Below are 24017 nucleotides of genomic sequence, written 5' to 3' on the forward strand. Positions count from 1 at the left end.
CGATCGGGGCAAACCCGGGCACAGTGGGATTCTCGGCACGTCCTCGGCGCGAGGACGCCGGGCCGGGCGGGAACCTCCGGCAACGGGAAACTCCGGGAAGGAGCGACCCCCATGCAGACCACCTGGAAGGGGACGATCAGCTTCGGGCTGGTCAGCATCCCCGTCCACCTCTACTCGGCCACCCAGGAACACGACGTCCCGCTGCACCAGGTGCACGCCAAGGACGGCGGGCGGGTGCGGATGAAGCGGTACTGCGAGCGGGAGGAGAAGGAAGTCCCGTACGCGGAGATCGCCAAGGGCTACGAGTCCCCCGACGGCCGGACCGTCACGCTCACCGACGAGGACCTCGCCGACCTGCCGCTGCCCAGCAAGAAGATCATCGACGTGCTGGCCTTCGTGGACGCCGACGAGATCGACCCGCTGATGTTCTCCAAGGCCTACTACGTGGGCGTCGCCGACCAGGCCGCCGCCAAGCCGTACGCCCTGCTGCGCGACGCGCTCACCGCGTCCGGGCAGATCGCCGTGACCAAGATCGCGCTGCGCACCCGGGAATCCCCGGCGGTGCTGCGGGTGCACGACGGCACACTGGTGCTGCAGACCTGCATCTGGCCCGACGAGGTCCGCCCCGCGGCCGGCATCGCGCCCGAAGAGGACGTCACCGTCCGGCCGCAGGAGCTCAAGATGGCGCGGTCGCTGATGGACACGCTCTCCGAGGACTTCGACCTCGCCCAGTTGCACGACGACTACCAGCGGGCGCTCCAGCAGGTGATCACGGCCCGGTTGGAGGGCGTCGAGCTCCCGCACGAGGAGGAGCCGGGCGAGGCGCCCGACAACGTGATCGACCTGATGGAGGCGCTGCGCAGCAGCCTCAAGCGGGCCAAGGGCGGGCGGGGGCACGCCGCCGGGCCCGACGAGGACCAGCCGGAGGAGGAGCAGCCCGCGCCCCGCAGGCGCGCCCCGGTGAAGAAGCCCGCCGGATCGGCGGCCGCCGCCGGGAAGGCCGCCCCGGCGAAGAAGACCGCGACCGCGAAGTCCGCGACCGCGAAGTCCACGACCGCGAAGTCCACGACCGCTAAGGCCGGGGCGGGAAAGACCGCGACCGGAAAGTCCACGGCTCCGCGCAAGGCCTCCTGAGCCCCGCGGATCCGGCAGCCCCCCGAGAACCGGAGGCGATCCCGATGGACCTGCTGACGTACAAGGAACTCGACACCGAAACCGACCCCGAGGCCCCGCCGCCGCACCGGAGCCCGGTGCAGCGGGCCTGGCACTGGCTGCTCGGCCTCAACCCGACCGCCGTGGTGTTCATGGTCGCGCTCTCGCTCGGCCTGGGCATGGTCGGCGCCCAGGTGAGCTGGCTGCCGATGCTGGTGCTGATGGCCATCGTCTGGGGAGCGACCGTCCTCGCCCTGGTCGGCGTGGTCGCCCGCTGGATGACGCCCGGCCGGGGCAGGCACCGCGTGGCGCCCTGACCCGGCCGCGTCCGCGCCCGGCTCGTGCCCGGAGGTCCGGGGGTGCTCAGCCGATCCACACCGTGGTGATGTTGCAGAACTCCCGGATCCCGTGCCCGGACAGCTCCCGGCCGAACCCGGAGCGCTTGACGCCGCCGAACGGCAGCGCCGGGTGGGAGGCGGTCATCCCGTTGAAGAACACCCCGCCGGCCTGGATGTCGCGGACGAAGCGCTCCTGCTCGCCCTCGTCCCGGGTCCAGACGTTGGAACTGAGCCCGAACGGCGTGTCGTTGGCGTGCGCCACCGCCTCGTCCAGGTCGGCGACCCGGTAGACCGTGGCGACCGGGCCGAAGGTCTCCTCCTGGTGGATCCGCATGGCCGGGGTGATGCCGGTCAGCACCGTCGGCTCGTAGAAGTAGCCGGTGTCCCAGCCCTCCGGGCGCCCGCCGCCGCACTCGACCCGGGCGCCGTGGGTGCGGGCGTCCTCGACCAGTTCCTCCAGGTCGTCCCGGCCCTGGCGGCTGGCCAGCGGGCCGACGTCGGTCGCCTCGTCCATCGGGTCGCCGACGCGCAGCGCCCGCATCGCCTCGGTGAAGGCGGCGGTGAAGCGGTCGTACACGTCGGTGTGCACGATGAAGCGCTTGGCGGCGATGCAGGACTGCCCGTTGTTCTGCGCCCGGGCCCGGACGGCGGTGCGCACCGCCGCGTCCAGGTCGGCGCTGGGCAGCACCACGAAGGGGTCGCTGCCGCCCAGTTCCAGGACGGCCTTCTTCACCTCGTCGGCGGCGGTGGCGGCGACCGCCCGCCCGGCGGGCTCGCTGCCGGTGAGCGTCACCGCGGCCACCCGGCGGTCCCGGATCACGCCCTCGACCGCGCCCGAGCCGATCAGCAGGGTCTGGAAGCAGCCCTCCGGGAAGCCGGCCCGCCGGAACAGCTCCTCCAGCGCCAGCGCCGTCCGGGGCACGTTGGAGGCGTGCTTGAGCAGGCCGACGTTGCCCGCCATCAGGGCCGGCGCGGCGAACCGGACCACCTGCCAGAACGGGAAGTTCCACGGCATCACGGCCAGCACCGCCCCGAGCGGGCGGTAGCGGACGTAGGCGCGGGCGGCGCCGGAGTCGGCGACGTCGGCCGGGGCCGGGTGCTCGTCGGCGAGCAGTTCCTCGGCGCGGTCGGCGTACCAGCGCATCGCCGTGGCGCACTTGGCGGCCTCGGCCCGGGAGGCGGCGAGCGGCTTGCCCATCTCCTCGGTCATCGTGCGGGCGATCGCCTCCCGGTCCTGGTCCAGCAGGTCGGCGGCCCGGCGCAGCAGGTCGGCGCGGGCGGCGAAGGGGGTGGTGCGGTAGCCGTGGAACGCGGCCTCGGCGCGGGCCAGCCGCTGTTCGATGCCGGCCGCGTCGAGCGGTTCGAAGGTCTCCAGGATCTCGCCGGTCGCGGGGTTGACGCTGGCGATGGGCATGCGGGGCTCCCAGGGGGGTCGGGGTCCGGTGCGTCTGCGCCTCTCACCCTCCCCGACGGCCCGCCCGGGGGCACGCCACCACCGCCCGGCGTGTCCCGCCGGGCGGTGGTGGCGCGGGCACGTCTACTCGGGCAGCGACTCCACCCGGGCCGCCGCCTCGCGGGCCCGGGCGCCGGCCCTGGTCCGCCCGGCCGTCACCAGCCGGCTGGGAAAGCGGTGCAGGTACTCGGCCTCCAGCTGCCCGGTGCGCAGGGTGTGCCGCTTGAGGGCCTCCTCCGAGCCGTACAGGAAGGTCTCGTGGCGCGTGCGGTGCAGCTGTTCCAGCTCGTGCAGGAGCGTGTCGTTGCCCAGGGCGTGCGGGGAGACGCCCGCAGGCCGGATGTGCGGATCCTCGACGTGCCGCATCTGGTACCTCCTCGGCGGAAGCCCCCTCCTCCAGGGTGCCCGCTGCCCCCGGCCGGTGCACCAGTTCGGGTGGCCGGGGGCGCGCCCGTCAGGCCGATCGTGATCGAACGGATCGTAGGATGAATGCTTCTGGACTCTTCGCTCCCGCCCCCTACAGCTCGGACAGATCCCCCATGCCGCTCCCCAAGGCCGAACTCCACCTGCACATCGAAGGCACCCTGGAGCCCGAACTCGCCTTCGCCCTCGCCGCCCGCAACGCGGTCGCGCTGCCCTACGCCGACACCGAGGCGCTGCGGAAGGCGTACTCCTTCAGCGACCTGCAGTCCTTCCTGGACCTGTACTACGCCCTGATGGCCGTGCTGCGCACCGAGGAGGACTTCGCCGACCTCGCCGACGCCTACCTCACCCGGGCGGCCGAGGCGGGGGTCCGGCACGCGGAGATCTTCTTCGATCCGCAGGCGCACACCGCGCGCGGCGTGCCGCTCGGCGTGGTGGTCGACGGCCTGACCCGGGCGCTGGCGCGCAGCGAGGAGCGGCACGGGATCAGCACCCGGCTGATCATGTGCTTCCTGCGGGACGAGTCCGCCGAATCCGCGCTGGAGACCTTCGAGGCCGCCCGCCCGTACTTCGACCGGATCGCGGGCATCGGCCTCGACTCGGCCGAGGTCGGCCACCCGCCGGCCAAGTTCCGCGAGGTCTACCGGCGGGCCGCCGAGGCCGGGCTGCGCCGCGTCGCGCACGCGGGCGAGGAGGGCCCGGCGTCCTACATCACCGAGGCGCTGGACGTGCTCGGCGTCGAGCGGATCGACCACGGCCTGCGCTGCCTGGAGGACGGCGAGCTGGTCGCGCGGCTGGTCCGCGAGCAGGTCCCGCTGACGCTCTGCCCGCTCTCCAACGTCCGCCTGCGGTGCATCGACACCCTCGCCGACCACCCGCTGCGCGAGATGCTGGAGGCCGGTCTGCTGGTCACCGTCAACTCGGACGATCCGGCGTACTTCGGCGGCTACGTCGACGACAACTTCCGGGCCGTGCAGCAGGCCCTCGCGCTCGACGAGGAGACCCTGCGTCGGCTCGCCGCCAACTCCTTCCGGGCCTCCTTCATCGACGACGAGCGCCGGGCCGAACTGCTGGCCGAGGTCGAGGAGTTCCGCTTCTAGGAACTGTCCTGAACGGCGGCTGACGGACCGGCCGCCCGGCCCCGGAGCGTAGGGCCCGGGGCCGGGCGGACGAGGTCAGAGCAGGGTGCTCCAGTAGTACCAGAACCGGTTGAGGACCAGCAGGGCGATCACCGCGTACCAGAGCGCCGGGACGACCCAGTGGTAGCGCGCCGCCTCGCGGACGACCGGGCGCAGGGCGCGGCCGGTGGGGATGATCCCGGAGCGCAGGTTGTGCAGGGTGGTGTACCAGAACAGCGGGATCATCGAGGCCCAGACCACCATGCAGTACGGGCAGAGCGCGCTGATCCGGTAGAGCGCCTGGTACATCAGCCAGGTCACGAAGCCGACGCCGAAGACCGTCCCGGCCTGGAGGCCGAGCCAGAACCAGCGCCGGTACGTCGCCCCGGAGAGCAGTCCGGCGCCGATCGCGATGACGACCCCGAAGCCGACCAGGCCGAGCAGCGAGTTGGGGAAGCCGAAGGCCTCGGCCTGGTCGCTGCGCATGATCGAGCCGCAGCTGATGATCGGGTTGATGTTGCAGGAGGGGACGTACGACGGGTCCTTCAGCAGCCGGATCTTGTCCAGGGTGAGGACCGAGGAGGCGAACAGGCCGACCGCGCCGCCGATCAGCAGCAGCCAGGCGAACGGGCGGCTCGCGCCGTACGTCCGCGCGGCGGGGGCGGCGGCCGTCATCCGGTCACCTGCTTGACCATCGCGGTGAACTGCTCGGGCGTGGCGGCCTTGCCGCCGGTGAGGACGTCCAGCTTCTTGCCGTCCAGCTTGACGGTCGGGGTGCCGGTGACGTCGCTCTTGTCGAACTCCTCGTTGACCTTGGCCGCCCACGGCGCGTAGGTGCCGTCCTGGACGGCCTTGACGAAGCCGTCGGTCTTCAGCCCGGGCACCTGGCCGGCCAGGTCGAGGAGGTGGTTGACGTCGCCGAAGCCGTCGGTGCGCTCGTCGGGCTGGTTGGCGTAGAGCACGTCGTGGAACTGCTTGAACTTGTCCACGCCCTCGTTGAGCGCGGCGCCGGCGGCGGCCAGCGCGGTGCGCGAGCCCTTGCCGCCGAGGTTCTTGTCCAGGAACGTCGCCAGGTGGTACTCGATCTTGTACGTGCCGTCGTCGGCGAGCTGCTGGACGGCCTTGCCGGTGGTGGTCTCCAACTGCTCGCAGTACGGGCAGCGGAAGTCCTCGTAGATCTCCAGGGTGTGCGGGGCGTCGGCCTTGCCGTAGGTGATCACGGTGCCGTCCTGGCCGCCCGTGTTGGCGGGGACGACCAGCGGGCCGCTCGCGGCCGCGTCGGCGGAACCGGAGCCGGAGGAGCCGCCGACGGCGAAGGCCACACCCGCCACGAGGGCGAGCACGGCGGCGGAGGCGCCGCCGACCACGACCCGGCGGCGGATCCGGTCGGAGCGCTCGGCCTGGGCGCGGGCGGCGTGCATGCGGTCGGTGGCGCTGGTCTTGGCGGCGGCCTTGCGGGTGTTGCTCATGAGGTGTCGTCCTGTGCTCTCGGGCGTGCGGGGGTGCGGGCGCGCGGGGCGCGCGGCGAGAGGACCGGCCGGGAGCGGCGCCGAGCGGCGCGCGCCTGTCAGCAGGCCAGGGCGAGCGCCGGCGGACCGCGCCGGACGGTCGGGCGGACGACGACGTCCTCGGCCGGGACCAGGGTCCGGCTGGCCCGGGGGAACGGCACCCGCGCCACCGGACGGGCCGGGACGGGCGCGGCGAGCAGCCGCAGCCAGCGGGCGGCGGCCGGCAGGTGCCGGTGCAGGAAGTCGCCCAGCATCCGGGCGGTGCGGGCGAGGCCGGCCAGCGCGGCGTCCGCGCGGCGCAGCCAGAACGCGCCGGCCAGCGCGATCGCGGCGTGCAGCAGCAGGAGCAGCAGGACGCCGGTCTGCTGGGAGACGCCGTGGCCGAGCAGGAACCCGCCCAGCGAACCGCCGCCGCACAGCAGCGGCTGGAAGCCGCGCGCGGAGCCGGGCGGCAAGGACGGGCAGGTGGTCTGGGCGAAGTCGAACAGCGCGCTGACGCCCAGCTCCAGCGGCAGGAACACCGCCGCGACCGCCGGGTAGCCGCGCTCGCGGCCGGCCGGCGCGTACGCCACCGCGAACACGGCGACGCAGGCCAGGGCCATCGGGCCGGCCGGCAGCGCGCGGCCGGTGACCAGCACCTGGCCGAGCCCGGCGAGCAGCACGACCAGCGCGGCGAAGACCGCCGCGCGGAGCGTCCTGGTGACCGGGCCGATGTCCATGGCATCCGAGTCTGCCACAGGTTGAAAGCGAAACGGTCGGGCCGGAGGTCCGCTGTGAAGAGCCTCACCACCGGCGCTGAGCTGGGCTTATGCGGCCCTTACGCGGGTTGGGCCGCCGTGCTCACCGGGGCTGCCCGCCGTGCTCGCCCGGGCCTGCCGGCTGCGCTCAGCCGCGTCTGCCCGCCGCGCCGACCCGCTCCTCGACCAGTTCCCGGAAGTGCTCCAGGTCGCCCCGCACGGTCCGCTCGATCGCCCCGGCCAGGGCGAAGCCGCGCGGCCCGCCGAACGCCTCGTGCATCGCCTCCGGGTCGTACTCCACCCGGATCTGCAACCGGGTGTGCCGGGCGTCCAGCGGCAGCAGCGCGAACGCGCCGTGCAGCCGCGGTTCGTCGAGCGTCCGCCAGGACATCACCCGGCCCCGGCCGCGGTCGGTGATCTCGGTGTCCACCGCCCGCTCGGCGCCGTCGACCTCCACCCCGAGGTGCGCCAGGTTCCGCCCGTGCGGGTGGGCGCTGCGGACGCCGTCGACGAACTGCGGGTACTCGTGCACCCGGTGCAGCTGCTCCCAGGCGGCGAGGACGGGGACGGCGAGGTCGATCTGTTCCTCAAGGATGCTCATCACGGTGCTCCGTGGCGGGGGCGCATGGGCGACGCGGGGTACGGCGCGTAGTTCCAGCCTGCGCCCCGCGCGGGGGCCGGGCAAAAGCACGCCCCCGGGCGGGCGGCCGGCGCGGGGCTGCGGGAGACTGGGCGCATGCCGGAGCTGCCCGAGGTCGAGGCGCTGAGCGACTTCCTGTCCGAGCGGCTGACCGGGCGCGTCATCGCCCGGGTGCAGCCGGTCGCGATCAGCGCGCTGAAGACGTACGACCCGCCGGTCACCGCGCTGGAGGGGCGGACGGTCGGCCCGGTGACCCGGCGCGGCAAGTTCCTCGACATCGAGGCCGGCGGGCTGCACCTGGTGGTCCACCTGGCCCGGGCCGGCTGGCTGCGCTGGAAGGACGGCCTGCCCGCCGAACCGCCGCGCCCGAGCCCGAGGAACCCGCTGGCGCTGCGGCTGCGCCTGGCCGGGGAAGCCGGCGACGGCTTCGACCTGACCGAGGCGGGGACGAAGAAGGGCCTCGCGGTCTACGTGGTGAAGGATCCGGCCGAGGTGCCCGGGGTGGCCCGACTCGGCCCCGACCCGCTGGACCCGGCGTTCACCCTGGCGGACTTCGCCGCCCTGCTGAGCGGCGACCGGCGCCGGCTCAAGGGCGTGCTGCGCGACCAGGGCGTGCTGGCCGGGGTGGGCAACGCCTACTCGGACGAGGTGCTGCACGCGGCCCGGATGTCCCCGTACAAGCTGGCGTCCAGCCTGACCGAGGAGGAGGCGGCGCGGCTCTACGAGGCGCTCGGCGCCACGCTGCGGGACGCGGTGGAGCGCTCGCGGGGGCTGGCGGCGGGGGAGCTCAAGGCGGAGAAGAAGCTGGGGCTGCGGGTGCACGGCCGGACCGGCCTGCCCTGCCCGGTCTGCGGGGACACCGTGCGCGAGGTGTCCTTCGCGGACTCCTCGCTGCAGTACTGCCCGACCTGCCAGACCGGGGGGAAGCCGCTGGCGGACCGGCGGCTGTCGCGGCTGCTGAAGTGAGGGCACGGGCGGGGCGGGCCCGGTGCGGCCCGCCCCACCCGGGGTGGGTTTCCGTGGGGCTCCGGTGGGGGCGGGCCCGGCGCGGGTTCAGCGCTTGACGGCGACGCCGCCCCAGTAGTACGCGGCCTTCGGGTCGGCCGGCGGCTCGCCGTCCGGGCGCCAGGCGAGGACGGGGGAGAGGCCCGGCTCGACCAGGTCCCAGCCGTCGAAGAAGCGCAGGACGTCGTCGTGGGTGCGCGGGACGAGGGTCATGCCGCCGGCCCGGGCGGCCTCGGTGACCTTGCCGACCGCCTCCGGGTCGAAGTCCTGGGTGGGGGTGGTGAGGGCGATGCAGCTGCCGGCGGGCAGGGCGTCGCGCAGGGCGGCGACCCGTCCCCACGGGTCGTCCTCGTCGGCGATGAGCATCAGCACGGCGATCATCAGCAGGCCGACCGGCTGGGTGAGGTCCAGCGTGGCGGTGAGCGCCGGGTCGGTGAACAGTTCCTCGGGCTTGCGCAGGTCGGCGTGGATGTAGGTGGTCCGGCTGGCGGGGCTGGACACCATCAGGGCGCGGGCGTGGGCGAGCACGATCGGGTCGTTGTCGACGTAGACCACCCGGGTGCCGGGGCTGACCGCCTCGGCGATCTCGTGGGTGTTGGGCGAGGTGGGGATGCCGGTGCCGAGGTCGAGGAACTGGCGGATGCCGTGTTCCCGGGCGAGGTGGCGGACGGCCCGGCCCTGGAAGGCGCGGTTCGCCTTGGCCATCTGCTTGACGCTCGGCACGGCCTCCTCGATGGCCTGCCCCATGGCACGGTCCGGCGGGAAGTTGGTCTTGCCGCCCAGCCAGTAGTCGTACACGCGCGCCGAGTGCGGGGCGGTGGTGTCGACGCCGAACCGTTCCCACTGGCTCAGCTCGGCGGGGTCGTCGTCGGGCCGGCCCTGGTCCGGGATGTCCTGACTTGTCGTCATGGCCACGTCCTCTGATGGCAGATCATCACACTGGGGAAGGCATAGCGTAGCGGTCGGGAGGGGAGGCCGAGCGTCCGGTCGGGGAAGTCGCGGGGAAGCCGGGGGCGGGCGGGGTGCGCTTGCGCCGTCGGAGTGGTGATCGGGCCCGTCTGAGGCGCCATCGGGGAGCGGCGGCGCTACACGGGGGAAGCATTCAGAATGCTGTCAGATCATCAGATTTACTCACGAATGCCCTCGCGGCGACTGCTACTGGTCGCGGCCGGGATGTCCCTGCTCGGGGCGGCCGGCTGCGGCAGCCCCTGGAGCGACGCGGACGACGCCGGGGCGGGCGCCACGGCGCGGCCGCCGGGTGCCGCGCCGGAGGCCTCCGGACCGGGCTCCGGGCCGGAGGCGGCCCAGGCCGCCCCCTCCGCGGCGCCCCCGCCCGCCCCCACGGCTGCGCCGCCGCCCGCCGCCGCCCCGCCGATGCCCGCCCGCCGGCGGCTCACGGAGGAGGAGGCCAAGCCGGTCAACCAACTCGACCCGGGCCAGCGGGTGGTGGGGCTCACCATCGACGACGGGCCGGATCCCCGGTACACGCCGACCGTCCTGGCGCTGCTCCAGCAGTACGGGATCCGGGCGACCTTCTTCCTGGTCGGCGAGTGCGCCGTCGAGAACACCGGGCTGGTCCGGGAGATCGCGGACCGCGGCCACCACATCGGCAACCACACCTGGACCCACCCCGACCTGCGGCACATGTCCGACGAGGCGGTGCGGGACGAACTGGAGCGCACCTCCGACCTGCTGTACCGGACCACCGGGCGCCAGCCGTCCTGGTTCCGCGCGCCCGGCGGGGACTGGTCGCCGGTCGCGCTCAGGGTGACCACCGAGCTCGGGATGCGGCCGATGGGCTGGACGGTGGACCCGGAGGACTGGGCCACGCCCGGGACCTCGGTGATCACCGAGCGGATCCTCAAGAACGTCCGGCCGGGGTCGATCGTGCTCAACCACGACGGTGGCGGTGACCGCTCGCAGACGGTGGCGGCGCTGAAGGCGTACCTGCCGGTGCTGGTCGACCAGGGGTACTCCTTCTCGGCCCCGTCGAACTGAGCGGGGGCGCGGGGCGGCGGGTGCGGGTGGCGGTTTCCCGATGAAGGTCGCGGCTTTACCGCTTAAACCACCCGAAAGAGTGGCTTGGGAGAACCGTTTCTGCTGATTTTGGGCCTCTAGGGTGATCTCGCATCAATGCATCAGGTACCACCAGGTACCTCCTGAAAGGCCATCAATCATGCGTCTCCGCAACACCGCACTCGCCGTCGCCAGCGCCGTCGCCCTCGTCCTCGCGGTTCCGACCTCCGCCGGCGCCGCCACCGGCGACTTCCTCTACAAGGTCGGCCCCGGCGTGCCGGCCGGGCTCGCCGACCCGGAGAGCGGCCAGTGCATCAACCTGTTCGGGGCCACCGAGAAGGACCCGGCCTTCGCGCCGGAGAACTTCACCACCTCGACGGCCACGGTCTTCCTGGACTTCGACTGCAAGGGCGACGTCTTCTACGTCATGAACCCCGGCAAGAAGCTCGGCGACCGGCTGAAGCTGCGCTCCGTGGTCTTCTCCTGAGTGGGGTGGCCCGGGCCGGACGGTCGGCGTAGCGTCGAACTGTCCGGCCCGGTCGCCGGCGCCCCGCCGTGCCCGTGCGCGGCTCGCTGTGCCCGTGGTCGGGCGCCCCAAGCCTGGGCAGAGCGAAGGAGGGCCTGGGATGACCGGCAACGGCTACGCACACCCCGAGGCGCTGGTCCGCACCGAGTGGCTGGCCCGCCACCTGGACGACGGGACGATCCGGGTCGTCGAGGTCGACGAGGACACCACCGCCTACGACCGGGACCACATCCCCGGCGCGATCGGCTGGAACTGGACCACCGACCTGCACAGCCGGGTCGGCCGCGACTACGCCGACCGGGAGGGCGTCCAGCACCTGCTGCGGGCGGCCGGCGTGGAGGACGACACCACCGTGGTGCTCTACGGCGGCAACAACAACTGGTTCGCCGCGTACGCCTACTGGCTGCTGCGGTTGCGCGGCTTCGGGCCCGTGCGGCTGCTGGACGGCGGGCGCAAGAAGTGGGAGCTGGAGGGGCGCGGGCTCACCGAAGAGGTGATGGACTACCAGCACACCGCCTACCGGCTGACCGGGCCCGAGCGCCCGGAGCTGCGGGCGCTGCGGGACGAAGTGCTCGGCAAGGCCGAGCTGTTCGCCAAGCCCGGCTCGGACGCGGTGCTGGTCGACGTCCGCTCGCCCGCCGAGTACCGGGGCGAGCTGATCGCCCCGCCGCACCTGCCGCAGGAGCAGGCGCAGGTGCCCGGGCACATTCCCGGCGCGGTGAACGTCCCCTGGTCGCAGGCGGCCAACGACGACGGGTCGTTCCGCTCGGCGGAGGAACTGCGGGCGCTGTACGCGGGGAAGGGCGTGGAACCGGAGCGCGAGGTGATCGCGTACTGCCGGATCGGCGAACGGTCGGCGCACACCTGGTTCGCGCTCACCGAGCTGCTGGGGTACCCGCACGTGAAGAACTACGACGGCTCGTGGACGGAGTACGGCTCGCTGGTGCGGGCGCCGGTGACGCTCGGCGGGTGAGGGGGCGGCGGGTGAAGGGGCGGCGGGTGAAGGGGGTCAGGAGTGAGTGGGCCGGGGGGTGAGGGGTCGGGGCGTGAGGGACGGGTGGGGCGCGGGGGGCCGGCGGGGTGTGTGACGGTGCCGCGGCGGTGCCGTGTCGGCCTGTTTCTTTTCATGAACATCTCACAATTGGGGAGTGGAGCGGGAGCCACCGGGACATGGATCGATCCGACCCATCGTCCCAGTGACCCTGGAGGACCACGTGCGCAAGAGGCTGATCGTCTCTGCTGCCAGCGCCCTGAGCCTGTTCCTGGCCGTCCCCGCCTCGGCGGCCGACTTCCAATCCGGCGCGGCCGGCATCGGAGACCCGTACTACCCGACCTACGGGAACGGCGGGTACCGCGTCTCGCACTACGACATCCGGCTGAAATACCAGCCCGCCACCGACGAGCTGGAGGGCACCACCACCATCCTCGCCACGGCGACCGAGAACCTCTCCCGCTTCAACCTCGACTTCGCGCTGAACGTCCAGGAGGTCCGGGTCAACGGACGTCCGGCGACCTTCGCCACCAGCGGCGAGCAGGAGCTGGAGGTCACGCCCGCCCGGCCGCTCGCCAAGGGCAGCCAGGCGACCGTGGTGGTCCGCTACAAGGGCGTCCCGTCCACCGTGAAGAAGTACGGCTTCACCGCCTGGCTGCGCACGCCGGACGGCGCGGTGGCCGCCGGCGAGCCCGAGTCGGCGTGGTGGTGGTTCCCGAGCAACGACCACCCGAGCGACAAGGCCACCTTCGACGTCTCGGTCCAGGTGCCGGACGGCAACCAGGTGATCAGCAACGGCATCCTGACCAGTGCCGTCTCCCAGGCCGGCTGGACCCGCTACAGCTGGCGCGAGAACAAGCCGCAGGCGACCTACCTGGCCACCCTCGCGGTCGGCAAGTTCGACGTCACGACCGACACCACGCCGAGCGGGCTGCCCGTCTACAACGCGTACAGCAAGGACCTCGGCGAGGACACCGACGCGGCCAAGGCCAGCGTCGAGCGCACCGGCGAGATCGTCGACTGGCTGAGCGGCTACTTCGGCGACTACCCGTTCAGCTCGGTCGGCGGCTACGTGCCCAACGTCAAGACCGGCTTCGCCCTGGAGACCCAGACCCGGGTCTTCTACAGCCCCCGGCAGTTCGCGCGCGGCTCCAACACCTCCGTCGTCGTCCACGAGCTGGCCCACCAGTGGTACGGCGACAGCGTCTCGGTCTCGCACTGGAGCGACATCTGGCTGAACGAGGGCTTCGCCCGGTACTCGCAGTTCCTCTGGTCCGAGCACGAGGACGAGGGCACGGCGCAGGAACTCGCCGACTACGTCTACGCCTCGCACCCGGCCGACGACCCCTTCTGGACCGTCAAGCCGGGCGACCCGGGCGCCGCCAACCAGTTCGCGAACGCCGTCTACGACCGGGGCGCGGTGGCCATCCAGGCGCTGCGCAACGCCGTCGGGGACGACAAGTTCTTCCAGATCCTGAAGGGCTGGCCCACCGAGCGCCGCTACGGCAACGCCTCCGTCCCGGAGTTCCAGGCGTACGCGGAGAAGGTCTCCGGGAAGAAGCTCGGGGACCTCTTCGCCACCTGGCTGTTCACCGCCTCGAAGCCGGCCGCCGGGCCGGCGCCGGCCGCAGCGGCGGCCTCGCTCGCGCCGGGTGCCGGTGCGGGACAGGACGCCGGGCGGCTGCCGGCGGAGCCGAAGTCCTGGAAGAAGATCCAGGAGACCAACTCGCTGCACGACGAGGAGCGTTGATTCCTGGGTCCGTTGAGCCCCCGGATGTGACCTGGTGACCTGGTGACGGGCGTGGTCCGGTCGGCCGCTTGAGGAAGCGGGCGGTCGATCGGGCTACGCCGCTCCGGGGCCGTCCGCCGCCAGCAGCTCGGTGAGGCGGCGGACGGCGAAGGGTATGAGCTCCCGGACCGGGATCAGCCGACAGGGCGCGTTGCCGACCAGCACCTCGCGGATGCCCGCCCGCTCCTCGAACTCCTTTCCCACGGCCGGGAAGTGGGTGTCGTTGTCGTCGCCCACGTCGGGTGCCTCGATCCAGACCCGCTCGCCCTGGATCGCCATCGGGAAGCGCCGGAGCTTGAGGCGGCGGTTGGGCGCGAAAGTCTCTGCGTAGTGCAGGAAGGTGTTGCGGTTGTGCCCGACACCGATCAGCAGCACGTACCCGCCGAGGTCGTGCAGCGCGCCGAAGGGCGACTCGCGACCGACCGCGAAGCCCAGCGAGCGGCGGGCGGTGACCTCGCGGGCGTGCGCCCCGACCGCGGCGACCGAGGCCTGCGGATGCGTGCTGCGCAGGCTCTCCGGCAGCGCGCGCAGCGCCTCCGGTACGGCGCCCATCAGTGAGGGGAGCCCGGGGTGGAACAGCGGGACGGCGGCGCGCCGTTCGGCGACCTCGGGGCTCGGCAGGCCGGTGTGCTCCGGTGTCGGGTCCCGGACGACGGCGGTGGTGAAGGTGGGCACCGCGACCGTGCCGCCGGGCCCGACCGCCTCGCGCAGGCTGGCCACCACGGACGCGGCACCGCCGTCGACCCGGCCGAGGCTGGAGAGCGAGGAGTGCACGATCACCGCCATGCCCTCGCGGACGCCCACCCGCCGCCAGCCCTCGACGAGATCGGCGGTGCTGAGCGGCGCTTCGAGCGGTGCGTCGAGCGGGGTGGTGCGCGGGCCGGCGCTGTGCGCGGTGGTGCGGTGCGCGGTCATGGTGCCCCCTGGCGGTGCTGTGCAGGTGCTGGGTGGGATCGTTCGGGGCCGACCATAGCGCGTGACACTGACAACTGGTCAGGACGGGGTGGCCGTCCGGCAGTCCGTCCTGCTCGGTCGTGCGGTGCCGGGGCGGCGGCCGTTCAGGGCCTCGACCCCGTCGCTTCGGCCAGCACCCGGGCCTCCTGCTCGGGCGTGAAGCCGTGGCCGAGGGGCGGTTCGCCGCGCTCGCGGTCCCAGGCGAGCACGTCGGCGGCGGTGACCTCGAGCGGGGTCGCCGGCAGCCCGGCCGCCCTGGCCCGGGCGGCGCTGCGCTGCTGTCCGGGCCAGAGCGGCGTGGCCCGGACCAGCGGGAAGAACGGCGGCGGCGCGCTCTCCGGCGGCACCGGGACGACCTCCACCTCGGTGCCCGCGACCTCGGCGCAGGTGGCGATCAGCCCGCCCAGTGTGGTCGGTTCGGCCGGGCCGACGGCGTGGAAGGCACCCGCCCGGCCGTCCTGGAGCAGCCGGACCACCAGCCGGGCCAGGTCGCGCACGTCGACCACCTGGACAGGCTGCTCCGGCCGCCCCGGCAGCGCGATCCGCCCGCCCCGGGCGGCCCGGCGCGCCCAGTAGGTGAGCCCGCGCTGCTCGTCGTGGGGGCCGGCCACCTTTCCGGGGCGCACGATCGTCGCCCCGTCCCCGTAGCGGGCGGTGACGTCGTCCTCGCAGGCGACCTTGAGCCGACCGTACGTCTCCTCGGTGAGCTGCTCGGCGTCGCGCAGCGGTGCGCGGCGCGGGACGGATTCGTCCGAGCCGGGGGCGAGACCGGCGCGCTCGTACACCGCGTGGCTGGAGATGAACAGGTAGCGGCCGACCCGGTCGCCGAGCGCGTCCATGGCCTGGCCGACCTGGCGGGGGCGGTAGCCGCTGACGTCCACCACCGCGTCCCAGCGGTCGCCGCGCAGGGCGGTGTAGTCGCCGGTGTCGCGGTCGCCGATCAGGTGGGTGGCGGCGGGGAAGAGGCCGGGGTTGGTCCGGCCGCGGGTGAACAGGGCGACCTCGGCGCCACTGCGCAGGGCGTCGTCGGCGATCGCGCGGCCGACGAAGGAGGTGCCGCCGAGGAGGAGGATCCGCATGGGCCCAGCGTAGCGGCGGGGCCGGGGGAACAACGGGTGGTGAGGGGGCGCCGGAGGGCACCGCGCATCACGCGGTGCCCTCCGGACAAGGGCCTAGGTTGCTTCGAGAGCGCGGGCCTCGGTGAGGATCAACTCCTCGATCCCGTACAGGAAGCGTTCCATCGCCGGGCGCGGGAGCACCGCCGGGTCGGCCGTCATGGTCAGGCTCAGCGCGCCCGGGGACTGCAGCGCGTCCAGGGCGTAGGTCAGGCCGGGGCGGGGCTCGAACTCCACCGGCCAGGTCAGGGTGGTCGCGTCCTCGCCCGTCCCGGTGTCGGGGGACGCGGTGACCAGCTCGCGGGTGTCGTTGAAGATGCAGGACCGGTCCGCGAGCGGGACGCCCTCGGCGGCGAGCCGCCCGATCTCGGCCTCCAGCCGGAGCTTGTCGTAGTAGGCGTGGCGGTAGGCACCGATCGCGGCGGCGTTGGTGCGCCGGACGACGTCCCCGAACTCGGCGGTGGCGTCCGGGAGGTGGAACAGCCCGTCGCCCGCGACCACGCTCACCGCGTTGGTCAGCTCGGGCAGGAAGCGGTTGCTCACCACGACGTTCAGCACCGCGTCCGTCGAGCCCGACAGCCGGGCCGTCATCGCCGCCGTCGCCGCCAGCAGCACCGAGGAGGAGGTCACCCGGTGGGCGGCCGCCACCCGGTCCACCGCGCGGGGCAGCGTGGGCGAGCGCAGGACGGCGTTCGGGAACCTGGTGGCCGGCGTGGCCGGCGTGGCCGGCTCACCGGGCGGGGGGAACAGCCGGGCCGGGGCCAGCCGCAGCTTGCGCAGGAACTGCTTGCGGGCGCCCTCGTCCCGCCGCCGACCGCGTTCCGAGGCCTGGAACTCCGCCTCCTCCAGCGGTTGCTGGGCGGGCTCGCGGATCTTGGCCAGCTCGTCCGGCGAGGTGCCCTGGCAGAGCGCGGTCAGGTCGGCCACCAGGCGGTTCATCCCCGTGCCGTCGACCGCGGTGTGCGAGAGCACCAGGCTCACGTACCGGGCCGACCCGCCCGTCTCCACGACGCCGACCCGGATCGGCCACTGGGCGGCGGTGTCGAACGGCAGCGCCGCCAGCTCCTCGTGCAGCCGCGCGCCCGCCTCGACCGGATCGGCCGGCTCCGCGCAGTGCCGTACCTCCACCTCCAACCGGCCCTCGGGGTCGACTACTTGGCGCAAGCGGCCGGCCTCGCCCGGCACCAGGCGGGTGTGCAGCGAGTCGTGCAGATGGAGCAGTCGCTCCAGGCCGGCGAGCAGGACGGGCAGCGGCAGCCCGGGGTCGAGCGGCGCAGCCGCGGCGATGTTGTAGCGCGGCGCGTCGGCCGGGGCGAGCCGGCTCACGGCGTCCCGGATGGCCTGTTGGCCCCAGGTGGCGGGACCGGACCCGGCCCGGCCGGACGAGAAGGCGATGTGCAGCAGTTGACGAGTGGTCACCGTGTGGCTCTCCGATGTGGCGGTGGATCGTGACGTCGTGCCGGTGCGTTGGGAGCGCGGATGCTGCTGGGGAGAGTGTGGCGCACCGCCTGCCCGCCGTCGAGGCCCGGAGCCCGGGGGCCGGGGCTCCGGCGGGCGCGCGGCCGGGGCTTCCGCATCTATCTCGACGTGAAGTATCTTGATGTCGAGATTGATGCCGATCATGCAACGGGGGCCTGCCATGCGGGGGAACGGACTGATGGCGCAGCTGCGGAAGCCGCCGGGCGGGCGGGACGCGCGGATCATGCTGCTGGCGCAGTGCGTCGACCGGACCGGGAGCGGGGTGTGGGCGGCGGCCTCGGTGCTGTACTTCACCTACGTGTGCGCAATGGACGCCCGACAGCTCGGCGTGCTGCTGGGCGTGGGCGCGGCGGCGGGGATCGCCGGGTCCCCGCTCGCCGGGCGGGCGGCCGAACGGCTGCCGGTGCGGTGGCTGCTGATCGGGTGTCACCTGCTGCGGATCGGGACGATGGGCCTGCTGCTGGTCGTCGACGACTTCGCCACGCTGCTCCCCGCCGTCGCCCTGACCTGCCTGGCCGAACGGGCGGCCAAGACCCTGGAGATGCTGTTCGCCACCCGGATCGCGGGCGAGCGGCGCGGCACGTACCAGGCGCTGTTCCGCAGCGTGGCCAACGCCGGGTACGCGCTCGGCGCGGGCATCGCGGCGATCGGCCTGGCGATGGGCACCACGACCGCCTACCGCGCGCTGATCGTGGCCAACGCGCTCTCCTTCGTCCTCGCTGCCGTCCTGGTCTGGCGCACCCGGGAGCCGGCCGGGCGCGGCCTGGTCGCGGCGGCCTCCGGGGAGGAGCCCGCCGCCGCCCCGGCGGCCGTGCCGAGCCCCTGGCGCGACCGGGGCTACCTGCTGTTCGTCGCGCTGGACATGCCGCTGAACCTCGACGACTCGATCCTCAACGTCGGTCTGCCGCTCTGGCTCGTCCACCACACCGGCGCGCCGCACGCCGTCGTCCCGGCCTTCCTGATCCTCAACACGGTGCTCGTGGTGCTCCTGCAACTGCGCGTCTCCGCGCGGGCGGAGGGCCCGCGCGGGGCGGCCGCGGCGGTGGGCTGGTACGGCCTGACGCTGCTCGGCTGCTGCCTGCTGACCGCGCTCGCCACCGGCGGCGGGCCGTGGACGGCCTCGCTCGCGCTGCTCGCCGCGGCGATGCTGGTCACACTGGCGGAGCTGATGCGCTCGGTGAGCTCCTGGGAGCTGGCGGTCGTCCTGGCGCCCCCGGGGGCCCAGGCCTCCTACCTGGGGGTGGCCGGGATGGCCCAGTCGGTGCAGAAGTCGGTGGGCCCGCTGCTGCTCACCGGCGTGGTGATGACGGCCGGTCCGGCCGGCTGGCTGGCCCTCGGCGCGGCGACCGTCGGCCTCGGCGCGCTCCAGCGCCGGGCCAGCCTGCGCCGGCTGGCGGCGCTGGCCGGCCCGGCGGCCGAGCCGTCGCCGCGGGTGGGCGCGGCGGTCGGCTGATCCGGCGCGTCGCGGCCGCCGGGCGCCCGCCGGGCCCGGTGCCGCCGGCGGGCCGGGACGGACGGCGGAGGGGGCGTCAGGGCCTCGTGACGTGCGGGGGGACGGTCGGCCGCGCTGCCGCGGGGCGGCTCGTCAGATCGGCTGGCGGGCCATTTCCGCCGGTCCGGGCCGGGTGGCGGTGACGACGTGGTAGTCGAGGAGGCCGCTGCGCCAGGCGGGGAGGAAGTTGCGGCTCCAGTGACCGGGAGGGACGGCGTCGGTGAGATAGCGGTCGAGGCCGGGCCAGACGGCGTCGCCGATGGACTCGGTGGTGATGGTGGTGAAGCCGGCCGCGGTGAGGTCGCTGGTGAAGGCGGCGAGGGGGTGGGGGACGTCGAGGCCGTCGGCGAAGCTGGCGAGGAGGATGCTCAGGCGCTCGGTGATGTCCGGTCCGGCGGCGGCGAAGAAGGTGGTCACGACGAGTCGGCCGCCCGGGCGTAGGACGCGGGCGGTCTCGCGGGCGAAGCCGGTGAGTTCACGGAAGTGCTGGGCGGCCTCGACGGAGTAGACGCCGTCCAGGGAGGCGTCGGCGAAGGGGAGTTGGTTGGCCGATCCGAAGGTGTAGGCCAGCCGATCGGGGTAGGTGGCCAGGGCTTTGGCGTTGACGGCGCGGGCGCGCTCGATCTGGTCCGGGTGGATGTCGACCCCGGTCACGCCCCCGAACCGGAACTCGCGCAGGGCGAGCGCCGCGCCGAGCCCGCGCCCGCAGCCGACCTCGGCCAGCCGCAGCCGCTCACGTGGCTCCGCGAACTCCCGCAGGACCCGGCGGTAGAGCTGCTCCTGGCTGTGGACCCGGTCCTCGGTCGTCGGGGCGGTGAGGTCCATGTCCTGCCAGTAGCCGAAGTTGATGAATCCACCGGCGAAGCTCGCGGCCCGGGACAGATCGCCGGCACCGTAGGTCCGGCGTACGGGGGCGGGGATGTGGTCGTGGCTCATGATGGTCGGTCTCCCGGTGTGTGATGTACCCGGTCTCGGCGGTGGAGTGACGACCCCGGACCGGGGGCGCTGAACGCGCAGTGTGACGGTGTGGCGGCGCTGTGACCGGCTCCGCGGTGTTCGGCGCCCGTCGGGCGCGCCGAGGTACGTACCCAAACCGGTGGTGATCCGAACACGGTACGTGATGGACCCCGGTCCGGGGCGGGAAAGGGGCGCGGAGGTGGCCCGGGGGGCTCAGAACACCGCCGCACTACCCTGGGCGGCTACCGGGCGCGCGGACTTCCTGCGGGACGCGGCCGACGGGGCGCCGGGGCGCCGGGGCGTGTCGTGCGGGCCGCCCGGCCCGTTACCGGGACGTCTGAACAGGAGAGGGGATTCCTTGGGGAACAGCGGAGGTGCCGCGGCGCATTCCGGCATCGACTTCCAGCAGCGCGTGGCGGCGCTCGCCATGTGCCACATGCTGTGCGACCTCGCCGATCTGAGCCTGCTGGGGCTCGACGGCACGGGCCGGGTCGAGGAGTTGCGGTTCGAGACGGAGGACGAGATCGACGACCTCGTGCTGGTCGGGCCCGGGGTGCGGTACTTCGTCCAGGCCAAGAACACGATCAGCGTGTCGGCCGCGCCGACCTCGGACTTCGGGTCGGTGCTGGGCCAGTTCGTGCGGCAGTACGTGACGGACAGCCGGCCAGGGGACGTCTATCTGCTGGCAACCTCGACCGAGGCGTCCGCCCGGGTGCGCAGGGAACTGCGCAAGTTGACGGAGGCCGCGCGGCTGAGCCGGTCGAGCAGCGCGGAGCTTCCGCTCAACGGGGCCGAGCGGGACGTCCTGGAGAAGACCGAGGGGCTGGTCCGGGCGCACTACCAGACGGCGACCGGGCGCGCGATCACGGCGGTGGAGCTGCGGGAGATCCTGGCCCGGATCAGGGTCAGCTCGCTGGACGTGCGGGAGGGCGGTTCGCTGGAGTCGGCCGCACTGCTGATGCTCAGCGTCCGGTCGGCGATCGGACCGCGGCTGCTCTGGGGCGGCCTGATCGCGCTGGCGGTGTCGCTGGCACGGGACAGGCTCGCGATCGATGCCGAGGGTCTGCGGGCGCGGATGGGCAAGTACGTCCGGGACCACCCGGAGCCGCCGGGGCCCGGCGCGAGCGGGCTGCTGAACCGGGAGACGGTGGCCGGGCTGGCGTTCGGCCGGGAGGTGGTGCTCGCGGAGGCCTCCTTCGAGGGGTACGAACTCGTCATCGCGGACTTCCGCAGGTTCGACGAGGCCGGGGCGAAGCGCGTCACCTTCGCGGACGGGCACGTCGAGTGGGCGCCGGGGGAGCGGTGGAGGGTCGTCGGACGGTGGGCCACCTGGGCGGGACTGGAAAGGCACCTCGAAAACCGTGCGGAGGAGTACCGGGACCGGCGGGTGCTCATGATCCCCGCCACGTTCACGGACGACCCGAGTGACGCACCGGCGGCCCGCGCGCACGCGGAGCACTGCGCGAACCTCGCCGAACGCGTCGAGGACGCCTTCGGCTGCCGGCACTGCGGCGACGCCGTGTCCGAGGCGGGCGCACCGCTGATCGAGGTCGACGAGGAGGGCCGCCCCGAGGACATCGGCCTGGTGCACGAGGAGTGCCTGCGGCCGACGGACCGGGTGCTCGGCGGGGTGGACGGCGAACTCCTCCGGGAGAATCCGCGGTTGCGCAACTTCGACTACGCGGGCTGGATCGCCGCCCTCCAGGGCGGCCAGTGGATGTTCGGCGGGATCGCGAGGGCGCAGCTGCCGGTCGCCCGCATCGCCTGGAAGTCGGAGTACGACGACTTCTCCCGGGGCGGCTGGTGTGTCCGGATCTCGTTGGAGGACGGCGGCGCGAACTACGTCACCGACCGCGGTCGGGTGGCCCGGCGCTCGGAGCGGAGGGCGGCGGAGGGCGCCGAGCGGATGAACGCGGACTTCGCCGCCGCGCGGAGGTCGGGGGATCCTTGGTGCTACACGCCCGACGGCTCCGGATTCGCCCCCTACTCAAGGCTGCTCCGCCAAGGGGAGGAGCCGATCCCGTGCGTCCGGGCCAAGGCGGTGCGGTACACCCGGGCCATCGGGGAGGCCTACTCGGACTGCCGGCGGTACTACGCGCCACTGGCGTACCTGGTGGACGCGGAGACCGGGGACCCCGTGGTCGTGGACGGGGTGATCACACTGCTCACCGATCCGCTGGAGCTGGACTCCTACGTGCGGAACTGGGCGCGCAGCGGCGTCGAGCTGCCCGAGTTCACGGTGGCCGGGATCCTGAGCGACGAGCAGTTCGACCGTTTTGTCCGGCTGGCGATGACGCGGGGCACGAACCTGGTCGTCAACCCGAAGCTGGCCCTGGACGGCTCCCTGGTGAGCGGGTACCTGTTGGACGTCTTCGAGGACCTGACGCGGGGCGCCGCGCCGGTCCTGTAGCGGGGCCGGGTGCCCGGGGCCGGGGCCTCGGGCACCCGGCGGGGTCACCAGCCGAGCAGGTGGGTGCGGCGGGTGAGGGCGGCGAGGATGGACTCGGCGGCGCCGGCGGGGGTGAGGGAGCTGGTGTCCAGGGTGTGCGGGCCGGGGACGGCGCCCGGGGTGGACTGGAGGACGACGAGGTGGAGGGCGGCGCCGGTGGTGCGGCTCTCGCGGCGGAAGGTGTCGAGGGTGGGCGGGGCGGCCGGGCACTCGACGATGACCTGGTAGCCGCCGGTCGCGTAGGCGAAGGCGGCCTGCGCGGCGGCGGCGAGGGCGGTGGTGTTCTGCCGCTCGGCCTCGGGGAGGTGCGGCGGGAGCTGGCCGCGCCGGATGACCCGCAGGAAGTCGTGCGCACGCAGGTGGACGCTCGGGTGCAGCTCCTCCGCGAGCCGGCTCGCGACCGGGCTCTGGCCGGCCCCGGCCGGGTCGACGAGGACGAGGACGCCGCCGGCGCCCCGGCCGCCCCCGAGCTCCGGCCCACCTACGGTCGTACGGTTCACAGCTGCTGATCCCTTCGCGGGCCGGGGACGGACGGGTAGCCGGGGCGAGGCGGTCGGAGTGCGGACGGGCCGGCCGGCCCGGATACGGACAGCCGACCGCCTCGTCCCTACGACTGGTGCTTTCGGGGATCAACCTAGTCCACGCCGGTGCCCCGAGTCGTCCCCACTCCTGCACCGGGGCGCTCAGCGGTCCTCGACGCGCAGCACGATCGGGTTGGTGAGGGCCGCCATCGGGCCCCAGGGGAGGTCCGGGCCCATCGCGTTGCCCTTGCCGGGCGACCCGTCCGGCTTCGGGTGGCGAACCTCGGCCCGGACGTAGGCGGCGAGCGAGGCCGTCGTGCGCCAGACCACCGTGCCGGAGCCGTCGGCGGGCAGTGACTCCTGGTGCAGCTGGCCCTCGTCGGTGAGGAGGCGGACCGTCCCGCCGGGCACGCCGGAGACGGCGAGCCGGACGTCCAGCGGGGCGTCCGCCGGGACGGCCAGCTCCTCGCCGATGCCGGCCCGGCGGCCGTGCCCGGTGACGGTGAACTCCAGCTGGACGGAGGCTGATTCGGCGAGCCAGCTGCGCCCGTCGCGCAGCCCGTCGAGGATCGCGTCCCGGGTGAGGTCCTCGGCCAGGACGACGTTGTGCGGGGAGCCGATGACCTGCGGGGCGCTGTGCGCGTCGCTGTTGCCCAGGGCGGGCAGCCAGGAACGGCCCTCGCGCAGGGCGACGGCGAGCCGGCCGTCCCAGGTGTCGACCGCGGACTCGTCGTCGTACGTCCAAGGCCCGTTCCACACCTCGACGCCGTCGGCCTGCTCGTAGCCGAACTTCCACTGGCAGGCGACGTACGGGCAGTACGGGTGCGCGGGCACCACCAGGCCGCCGGAGCGGTGGACCTGACGGACGAAGCGCGGGTACTCCTCGTCGCGGGAGCGGTAGCGCCAGTCGACGAACTGGCCCGCTTCGAGGCCGAGGGCCAGCCAGTGGCCGTTGCGGGTGGTGATCTCCTCGCCCGGGATGATCAGCAGGTCGGGGCCGGCCAGCGGGCCCCAGACCGCGTGCGAGGAACTGGTGTTGTGGTCGGTGGAGACGATGAAGTCGAGGCCGGCCGCGCGGGCTCCGGCGGCCACCTCCTCCGGGAGGCGTCGTCCGTCGGAGTGCACGGTGTGCAGGTGGCAGTCGCCCCGGTACCAGGCGCGGCCGCGGCCGCGGGCCCGCTCGGACGGGTAGTGCGGGGTGAACGCCGGCCCGGGGGCGCCGAACCGGAGGGTGACCTGGACGTGGTAGTCCAGCCCCTGCGGCGCGATCTGGTAGGGGCCGAGCAGGCTGTATACCCCTCAGGTTGCACTGATGGTTATAAGGAACCCCGCCCGGCGGTGACCGGGCGGGGCA

At 73.7% G+C, this 24017-nt stretch carries 22 protein-coding genes and 1 pseudogene; 10 read left to right on the forward strand and 13 right to left on the reverse strand.

Translation table 11 applies throughout. From position 1 onward, the window contains the following. Nucleotides 1-111: 111 nt before the first annotated feature. Both AB0P03_RS09695 and AB0P03_RS09700 read left to right on the forward strand, forming a co-directional pair. Nucleotides 112-1134 carry a Ku protein gene (locus AB0P03_RS09695; protein ID WP_363628250.1) on the forward strand — a complete coding sequence of 341 codons (1023 nt, stop codon included), beginning with the start codon at nt 112-114 and terminating at the stop codon, nt 1132-1134. Nucleotides 1135-1178: 44 nt separating this feature from the next. Further along, entirely contained in the window at nt 1179-1469 is a 291-nt protein-coding gene (locus tag AB0P03_RS09700; RefSeq protein WP_363628252.1) for a hypothetical protein, read from the forward strand. A gap of 46 nt (nt 1470-1515) precedes the next feature. Here AB0P03_RS09700 and AB0P03_RS09705 read toward each other — a convergent pair whose 3' ends face one another. Then, nucleotides 1516-2904 (reverse strand): NADP-dependent succinic semialdehyde dehydrogenase, encoded by a 1389-nt coding sequence (locus AB0P03_RS09705; protein WP_363581736.1) that lies wholly within the window; start codon nt 2902-2904, stop codon nt 1516-1518. A 123-nt stretch (nt 2905-3027) separates the two neighbouring features. Further along, nucleotides 3028-3309 (reverse strand): DUF6158 family protein, encoded by a 282-nt coding sequence (locus AB0P03_RS09710; protein WP_350883625.1) that lies wholly within the window; start codon nt 3307-3309, stop codon nt 3028-3030. Between the two features lie 173 nt (nt 3310-3482). Between AB0P03_RS09710 and AB0P03_RS09715 the strand changes: the two genes are divergently transcribed. Continuing rightward, nucleotides 3483-4466, forward strand: a complete 984-nt coding sequence (locus AB0P03_RS09715) for an adenosine deaminase (RefSeq protein ID WP_363581738.1) — start codon at nt 3483-3485, stop codon at nt 4464-4466. Between the two features lie 75 nt (nt 4467-4541). On the opposite strand, the gene AB0P03_RS09720 is transcribed toward AB0P03_RS09715, so the two are convergent. The 4 genes from AB0P03_RS09720 to AB0P03_RS09735 form a co-directional block, all read right to left on the reverse strand. Continuing rightward, nucleotides 4542-5159 carry a vitamin K epoxide reductase family protein gene (locus AB0P03_RS09720; RefSeq protein ID WP_363581740.1) on the reverse strand — a complete coding sequence of 206 codons (618 nt, stop codon included), beginning with the start codon at nt 5157-5159 and terminating at the stop codon, nt 4542-4544. Beyond that, nucleotides 5156-5953 (reverse strand): thioredoxin domain-containing protein, encoded by a 798-nt coding sequence (locus AB0P03_RS09725; protein WP_363628253.1) that lies wholly within the window; start codon nt 5951-5953, stop codon nt 5156-5158. Before AB0P03_RS09725 ends, AB0P03_RS09720 begins: the two co-directional genes overlap by 4 nt. A 98-nt stretch (nt 5954-6051) precedes the next feature. Further along, nucleotides 6052-6711: a hypothetical protein gene (locus tag AB0P03_RS09730; protein WP_363628255.1), complete on the reverse strand. Its 660-nt coding sequence runs from the start codon at nt 6709-6711 to the stop codon at nt 6052-6054. Between the two features lie 166 nt (nt 6712-6877). Further along, nucleotides 6878-7330: an SRPBCC family protein gene (locus tag AB0P03_RS09735; protein ID WP_363581746.1), complete on the reverse strand. Its 453-nt coding sequence runs from the start codon at nt 7328-7330 to the stop codon at nt 6878-6880. A gap of 135 nt (nt 7331-7465) precedes the next feature. Between AB0P03_RS09735 and AB0P03_RS09740 the strand changes: the two genes are divergently transcribed. Continuing rightward, on the forward strand, nt 7466-8335 hold the full coding sequence (locus AB0P03_RS09740) for a DNA-formamidopyrimidine glycosylase family protein (RefSeq protein WP_363628257.1): 870 nt from the start codon (nt 7466-7468) through the stop codon (nt 8333-8335). Between the two features lie 87 nt (nt 8336-8422). Here the strand turns inward: AB0P03_RS09740 and AB0P03_RS09745 are convergent, their stop codons facing one another. Then, nucleotides 8423-9283 (reverse strand): SAM-dependent methyltransferase, encoded by an 861-nt coding sequence (locus tag AB0P03_RS09745; RefSeq protein ID WP_079135406.1) that lies wholly within the window; start codon nt 9281-9283, stop codon nt 8423-8425. 228 nt (nt 9284-9511) lie between these two features. Between AB0P03_RS09745 and AB0P03_RS09750 the strand changes: the two genes are divergently transcribed. From AB0P03_RS09750 to AB0P03_RS09765, 4 genes are all read left to right on the forward strand, one after another. Then, nucleotides 9512-10372, forward strand: a complete 861-nt coding sequence (locus tag AB0P03_RS09750; protein ID WP_363581750.1) for a polysaccharide deacetylase family protein — start codon at nt 9512-9514, stop codon at nt 10370-10372. 178 nt (nt 10373-10550) lie between these two features. Further along, on the forward strand, nt 10551-10877 hold the full coding sequence (locus AB0P03_RS09755; protein ID WP_363581752.1) for a hypothetical protein: 327 nt from the start codon (nt 10551-10553) through the stop codon (nt 10875-10877). Nucleotides 10878-11016: 139 nt separating this feature from the next. After that, on the forward strand, nt 11017-11889 hold the full coding sequence (locus AB0P03_RS09760; RefSeq protein ID WP_363581754.1) for a sulfurtransferase: 873 nt from the start codon (nt 11017-11019) through the stop codon (nt 11887-11889). A 241-nt stretch (nt 11890-12130) separates the two neighbouring features. Beyond that, the gene (locus AB0P03_RS09765; protein ID WP_363628423.1) at nt 12131-13657 is read left to right on the forward strand and encodes a M1 family metallopeptidase; all 1527 of its coding nucleotides are present in this window, start codon (nt 12131-12133) and stop codon (nt 13655-13657) included. 93 nt (nt 13658-13750) lie between these two features. Here AB0P03_RS09765 and AB0P03_RS09770 read toward each other — a convergent pair whose 3' ends face one another. From AB0P03_RS09770 to AB0P03_RS09780, 3 genes are all read right to left on the reverse strand, one after another. Further along, complete coding sequence (locus AB0P03_RS09770; protein ID WP_363628259.1) at nt 13751-14611, reverse strand: AAC(3) family N-acetyltransferase; 861 nt, start codon at nt 14609-14611, stop codon at nt 13751-13753. A gap of 143 nt (nt 14612-14754) precedes the next feature. Beyond that, on the reverse strand, nt 14755-15729 hold the full coding sequence (locus AB0P03_RS09775) for an NAD-dependent epimerase/dehydratase family protein (RefSeq protein ID WP_363628261.1): 975 nt from the start codon (nt 15727-15729) through the stop codon (nt 14755-14757). Nucleotides 15730-15822: 93 nt separating this feature from the next. Continuing rightward, on the reverse strand, nt 15823-17184 hold the full coding sequence (locus AB0P03_RS09780; RefSeq protein WP_363628262.1) for a condensation domain-containing protein: 1362 nt from the start codon (nt 17182-17184) through the stop codon (nt 15823-15825). 238 nt (nt 17185-17422) lie between these two features. Between AB0P03_RS09780 and AB0P03_RS09785 the strand changes: the two genes are divergently transcribed. After that, entirely contained in the window at nt 17423-18697 is a 1275-nt protein-coding gene (locus AB0P03_RS09785) for an MFS transporter (RefSeq protein ID WP_363581764.1), read from the forward strand. Between the two features lie 132 nt (nt 18698-18829). On the opposite strand, the gene AB0P03_RS09790 is transcribed toward AB0P03_RS09785, so the two are convergent. After that, nucleotides 18830-19672, reverse strand: coding sequence for a methyltransferase domain-containing protein (locus AB0P03_RS09790; RefSeq protein ID WP_363581766.1), 843 nt, complete (start codon nt 19670-19672; stop codon nt 18830-18832). A 379-nt stretch (nt 19673-20051) separates the two neighbouring features. Between AB0P03_RS09790 and AB0P03_RS09795 the strand changes: the two genes are divergently transcribed. Continuing rightward, nucleotides 20052-22103: a hypothetical protein gene (locus AB0P03_RS09795; protein ID WP_363628263.1), complete on the forward strand. Its 2052-nt coding sequence runs from the start codon at nt 20052-20054 to the stop codon at nt 22101-22103. 44 nt (nt 22104-22147) lie between these two features. Here the strand turns inward: AB0P03_RS09795 and AB0P03_RS09800 are convergent, their stop codons facing one another. Together AB0P03_RS09800 and AB0P03_RS09805 are read right to left on the reverse strand one after the other, a co-directional pair. Beyond that, the gene (locus AB0P03_RS09800) at nt 22148-22642 is read right to left on the reverse strand and encodes a hypothetical protein (protein WP_363628264.1); all 495 of its coding nucleotides are present in this window, start codon (nt 22640-22642) and stop codon (nt 22148-22150) included. Between the two features lie 183 nt (nt 22643-22825). Further along, a pseudogene (locus tag AB0P03_RS09805) lies at nt 22826-23947 on the reverse strand (CehA/McbA family metallohydrolase); the annotation flags it as partial. Between the last annotated feature and the right edge of the window lie 70 nt (nt 23948-24017).

The organism is Kitasatospora sp. NPDC088779, assembly GCF_040685395.1.
GTDB lineage: Bacteria > Actinomycetota > Actinomycetes > Streptomycetales > Streptomycetaceae > Kitasatospora.

What these genes read in the sequence shown, in the direction of transcription:
- AB0P03_RS09695 (WP_363628250.1), top strand. Translation starts at nt 112, where the DNA reads ATGCAGACCACCTGGAAGGGGACGATCAGCTTCGGGCTGGTCAGCATC.
- AB0P03_RS09700 (WP_363628252.1), top strand. Translation starts at nt 1,179, where the DNA reads ATGGACCTGCTGACGTACAAGGAACTCGACACCGAAACCGACCCCGAG.
- AB0P03_RS09705 (WP_363581736.1), bottom strand. Translation starts at nt 2,904, where the DNA reads ATGCCCATCGCCAGCGTCAACCCCGCGACCGGCGAGATCCTGGAGACC.
- AB0P03_RS09710 (WP_350883625.1), bottom strand. Translation starts at nt 3,309, where the DNA reads ATGCGGCACGTCGAGGATCCGCACATCCGGCCTGCGGGCGTCTCCCCG.
- AB0P03_RS09715 (WP_363581738.1), top strand. Translation starts at nt 3,483, where the DNA reads ATGCCGCTCCCCAAGGCCGAACTCCACCTGCACATCGAAGGCACCCTG.
- AB0P03_RS09720 (WP_363581740.1), bottom strand. Translation starts at nt 5,159, where the DNA reads ATGACGGCCGCCGCCCCCGCCGCGCGGACGTACGGCGCGAGCCGCCCG.
- AB0P03_RS09725 (WP_363628253.1), bottom strand. Translation starts at nt 5,953, where the DNA reads ATGAGCAACACCCGCAAGGCCGCCGCCAAGACCAGCGCCACCGACCGC.
- AB0P03_RS09730 (WP_363628255.1), bottom strand. Translation starts at nt 6,711, where the DNA reads ATGGACATCGGCCCGGTCACCAGGACGCTCCGCGCGGCGGTCTTCGCC.
- AB0P03_RS09735 (WP_363581746.1), bottom strand. Translation starts at nt 7,330, where the DNA reads ATGAGCATCCTTGAGGAACAGATCGACCTCGCCGTCCCCGTCCTCGCC.
- AB0P03_RS09740 (WP_363628257.1), top strand. Translation starts at nt 7,466, where the DNA reads ATGCCGGAGCTGCCCGAGGTCGAGGCGCTGAGCGACTTCCTGTCCGAG.
- AB0P03_RS09745 (WP_079135406.1), bottom strand. Translation starts at nt 9,283, where the DNA reads ATGACGACAAGTCAGGACATCCCGGACCAGGGCCGGCCCGACGACGAC.
- AB0P03_RS09750 (WP_363581750.1), top strand. Translation starts at nt 9,512, where the DNA reads ATGCCCTCGCGGCGACTGCTACTGGTCGCGGCCGGGATGTCCCTGCTC.
- AB0P03_RS09755 (WP_363581752.1), top strand. Translation starts at nt 10,551, where the DNA reads ATGCGTCTCCGCAACACCGCACTCGCCGTCGCCAGCGCCGTCGCCCTC.
- AB0P03_RS09760 (WP_363581754.1), top strand. Translation starts at nt 11,017, where the DNA reads ATGACCGGCAACGGCTACGCACACCCCGAGGCGCTGGTCCGCACCGAG.
- AB0P03_RS09770 (WP_363628259.1), bottom strand. Translation starts at nt 14,611, where the DNA reads ATGACCGCGCACCGCACCACCGCGCACAGCGCCGGCCCGCGCACCACC.
- AB0P03_RS09775 (WP_363628261.1), bottom strand. Translation starts at nt 15,729, where the DNA reads ATGCGGATCCTCCTCCTCGGCGGCACCTCCTTCGTCGGCCGCGCGATC.
- AB0P03_RS09785 (WP_363581764.1), top strand. Translation starts at nt 17,423, where the DNA reads ATGGCGCAGCTGCGGAAGCCGCCGGGCGGGCGGGACGCGCGGATCATG.
- AB0P03_RS09790 (WP_363581766.1), bottom strand. Translation starts at nt 19,672, where the DNA reads ATGAGCCACGACCACATCCCCGCCCCCGTACGCCGGACCTACGGTGCC.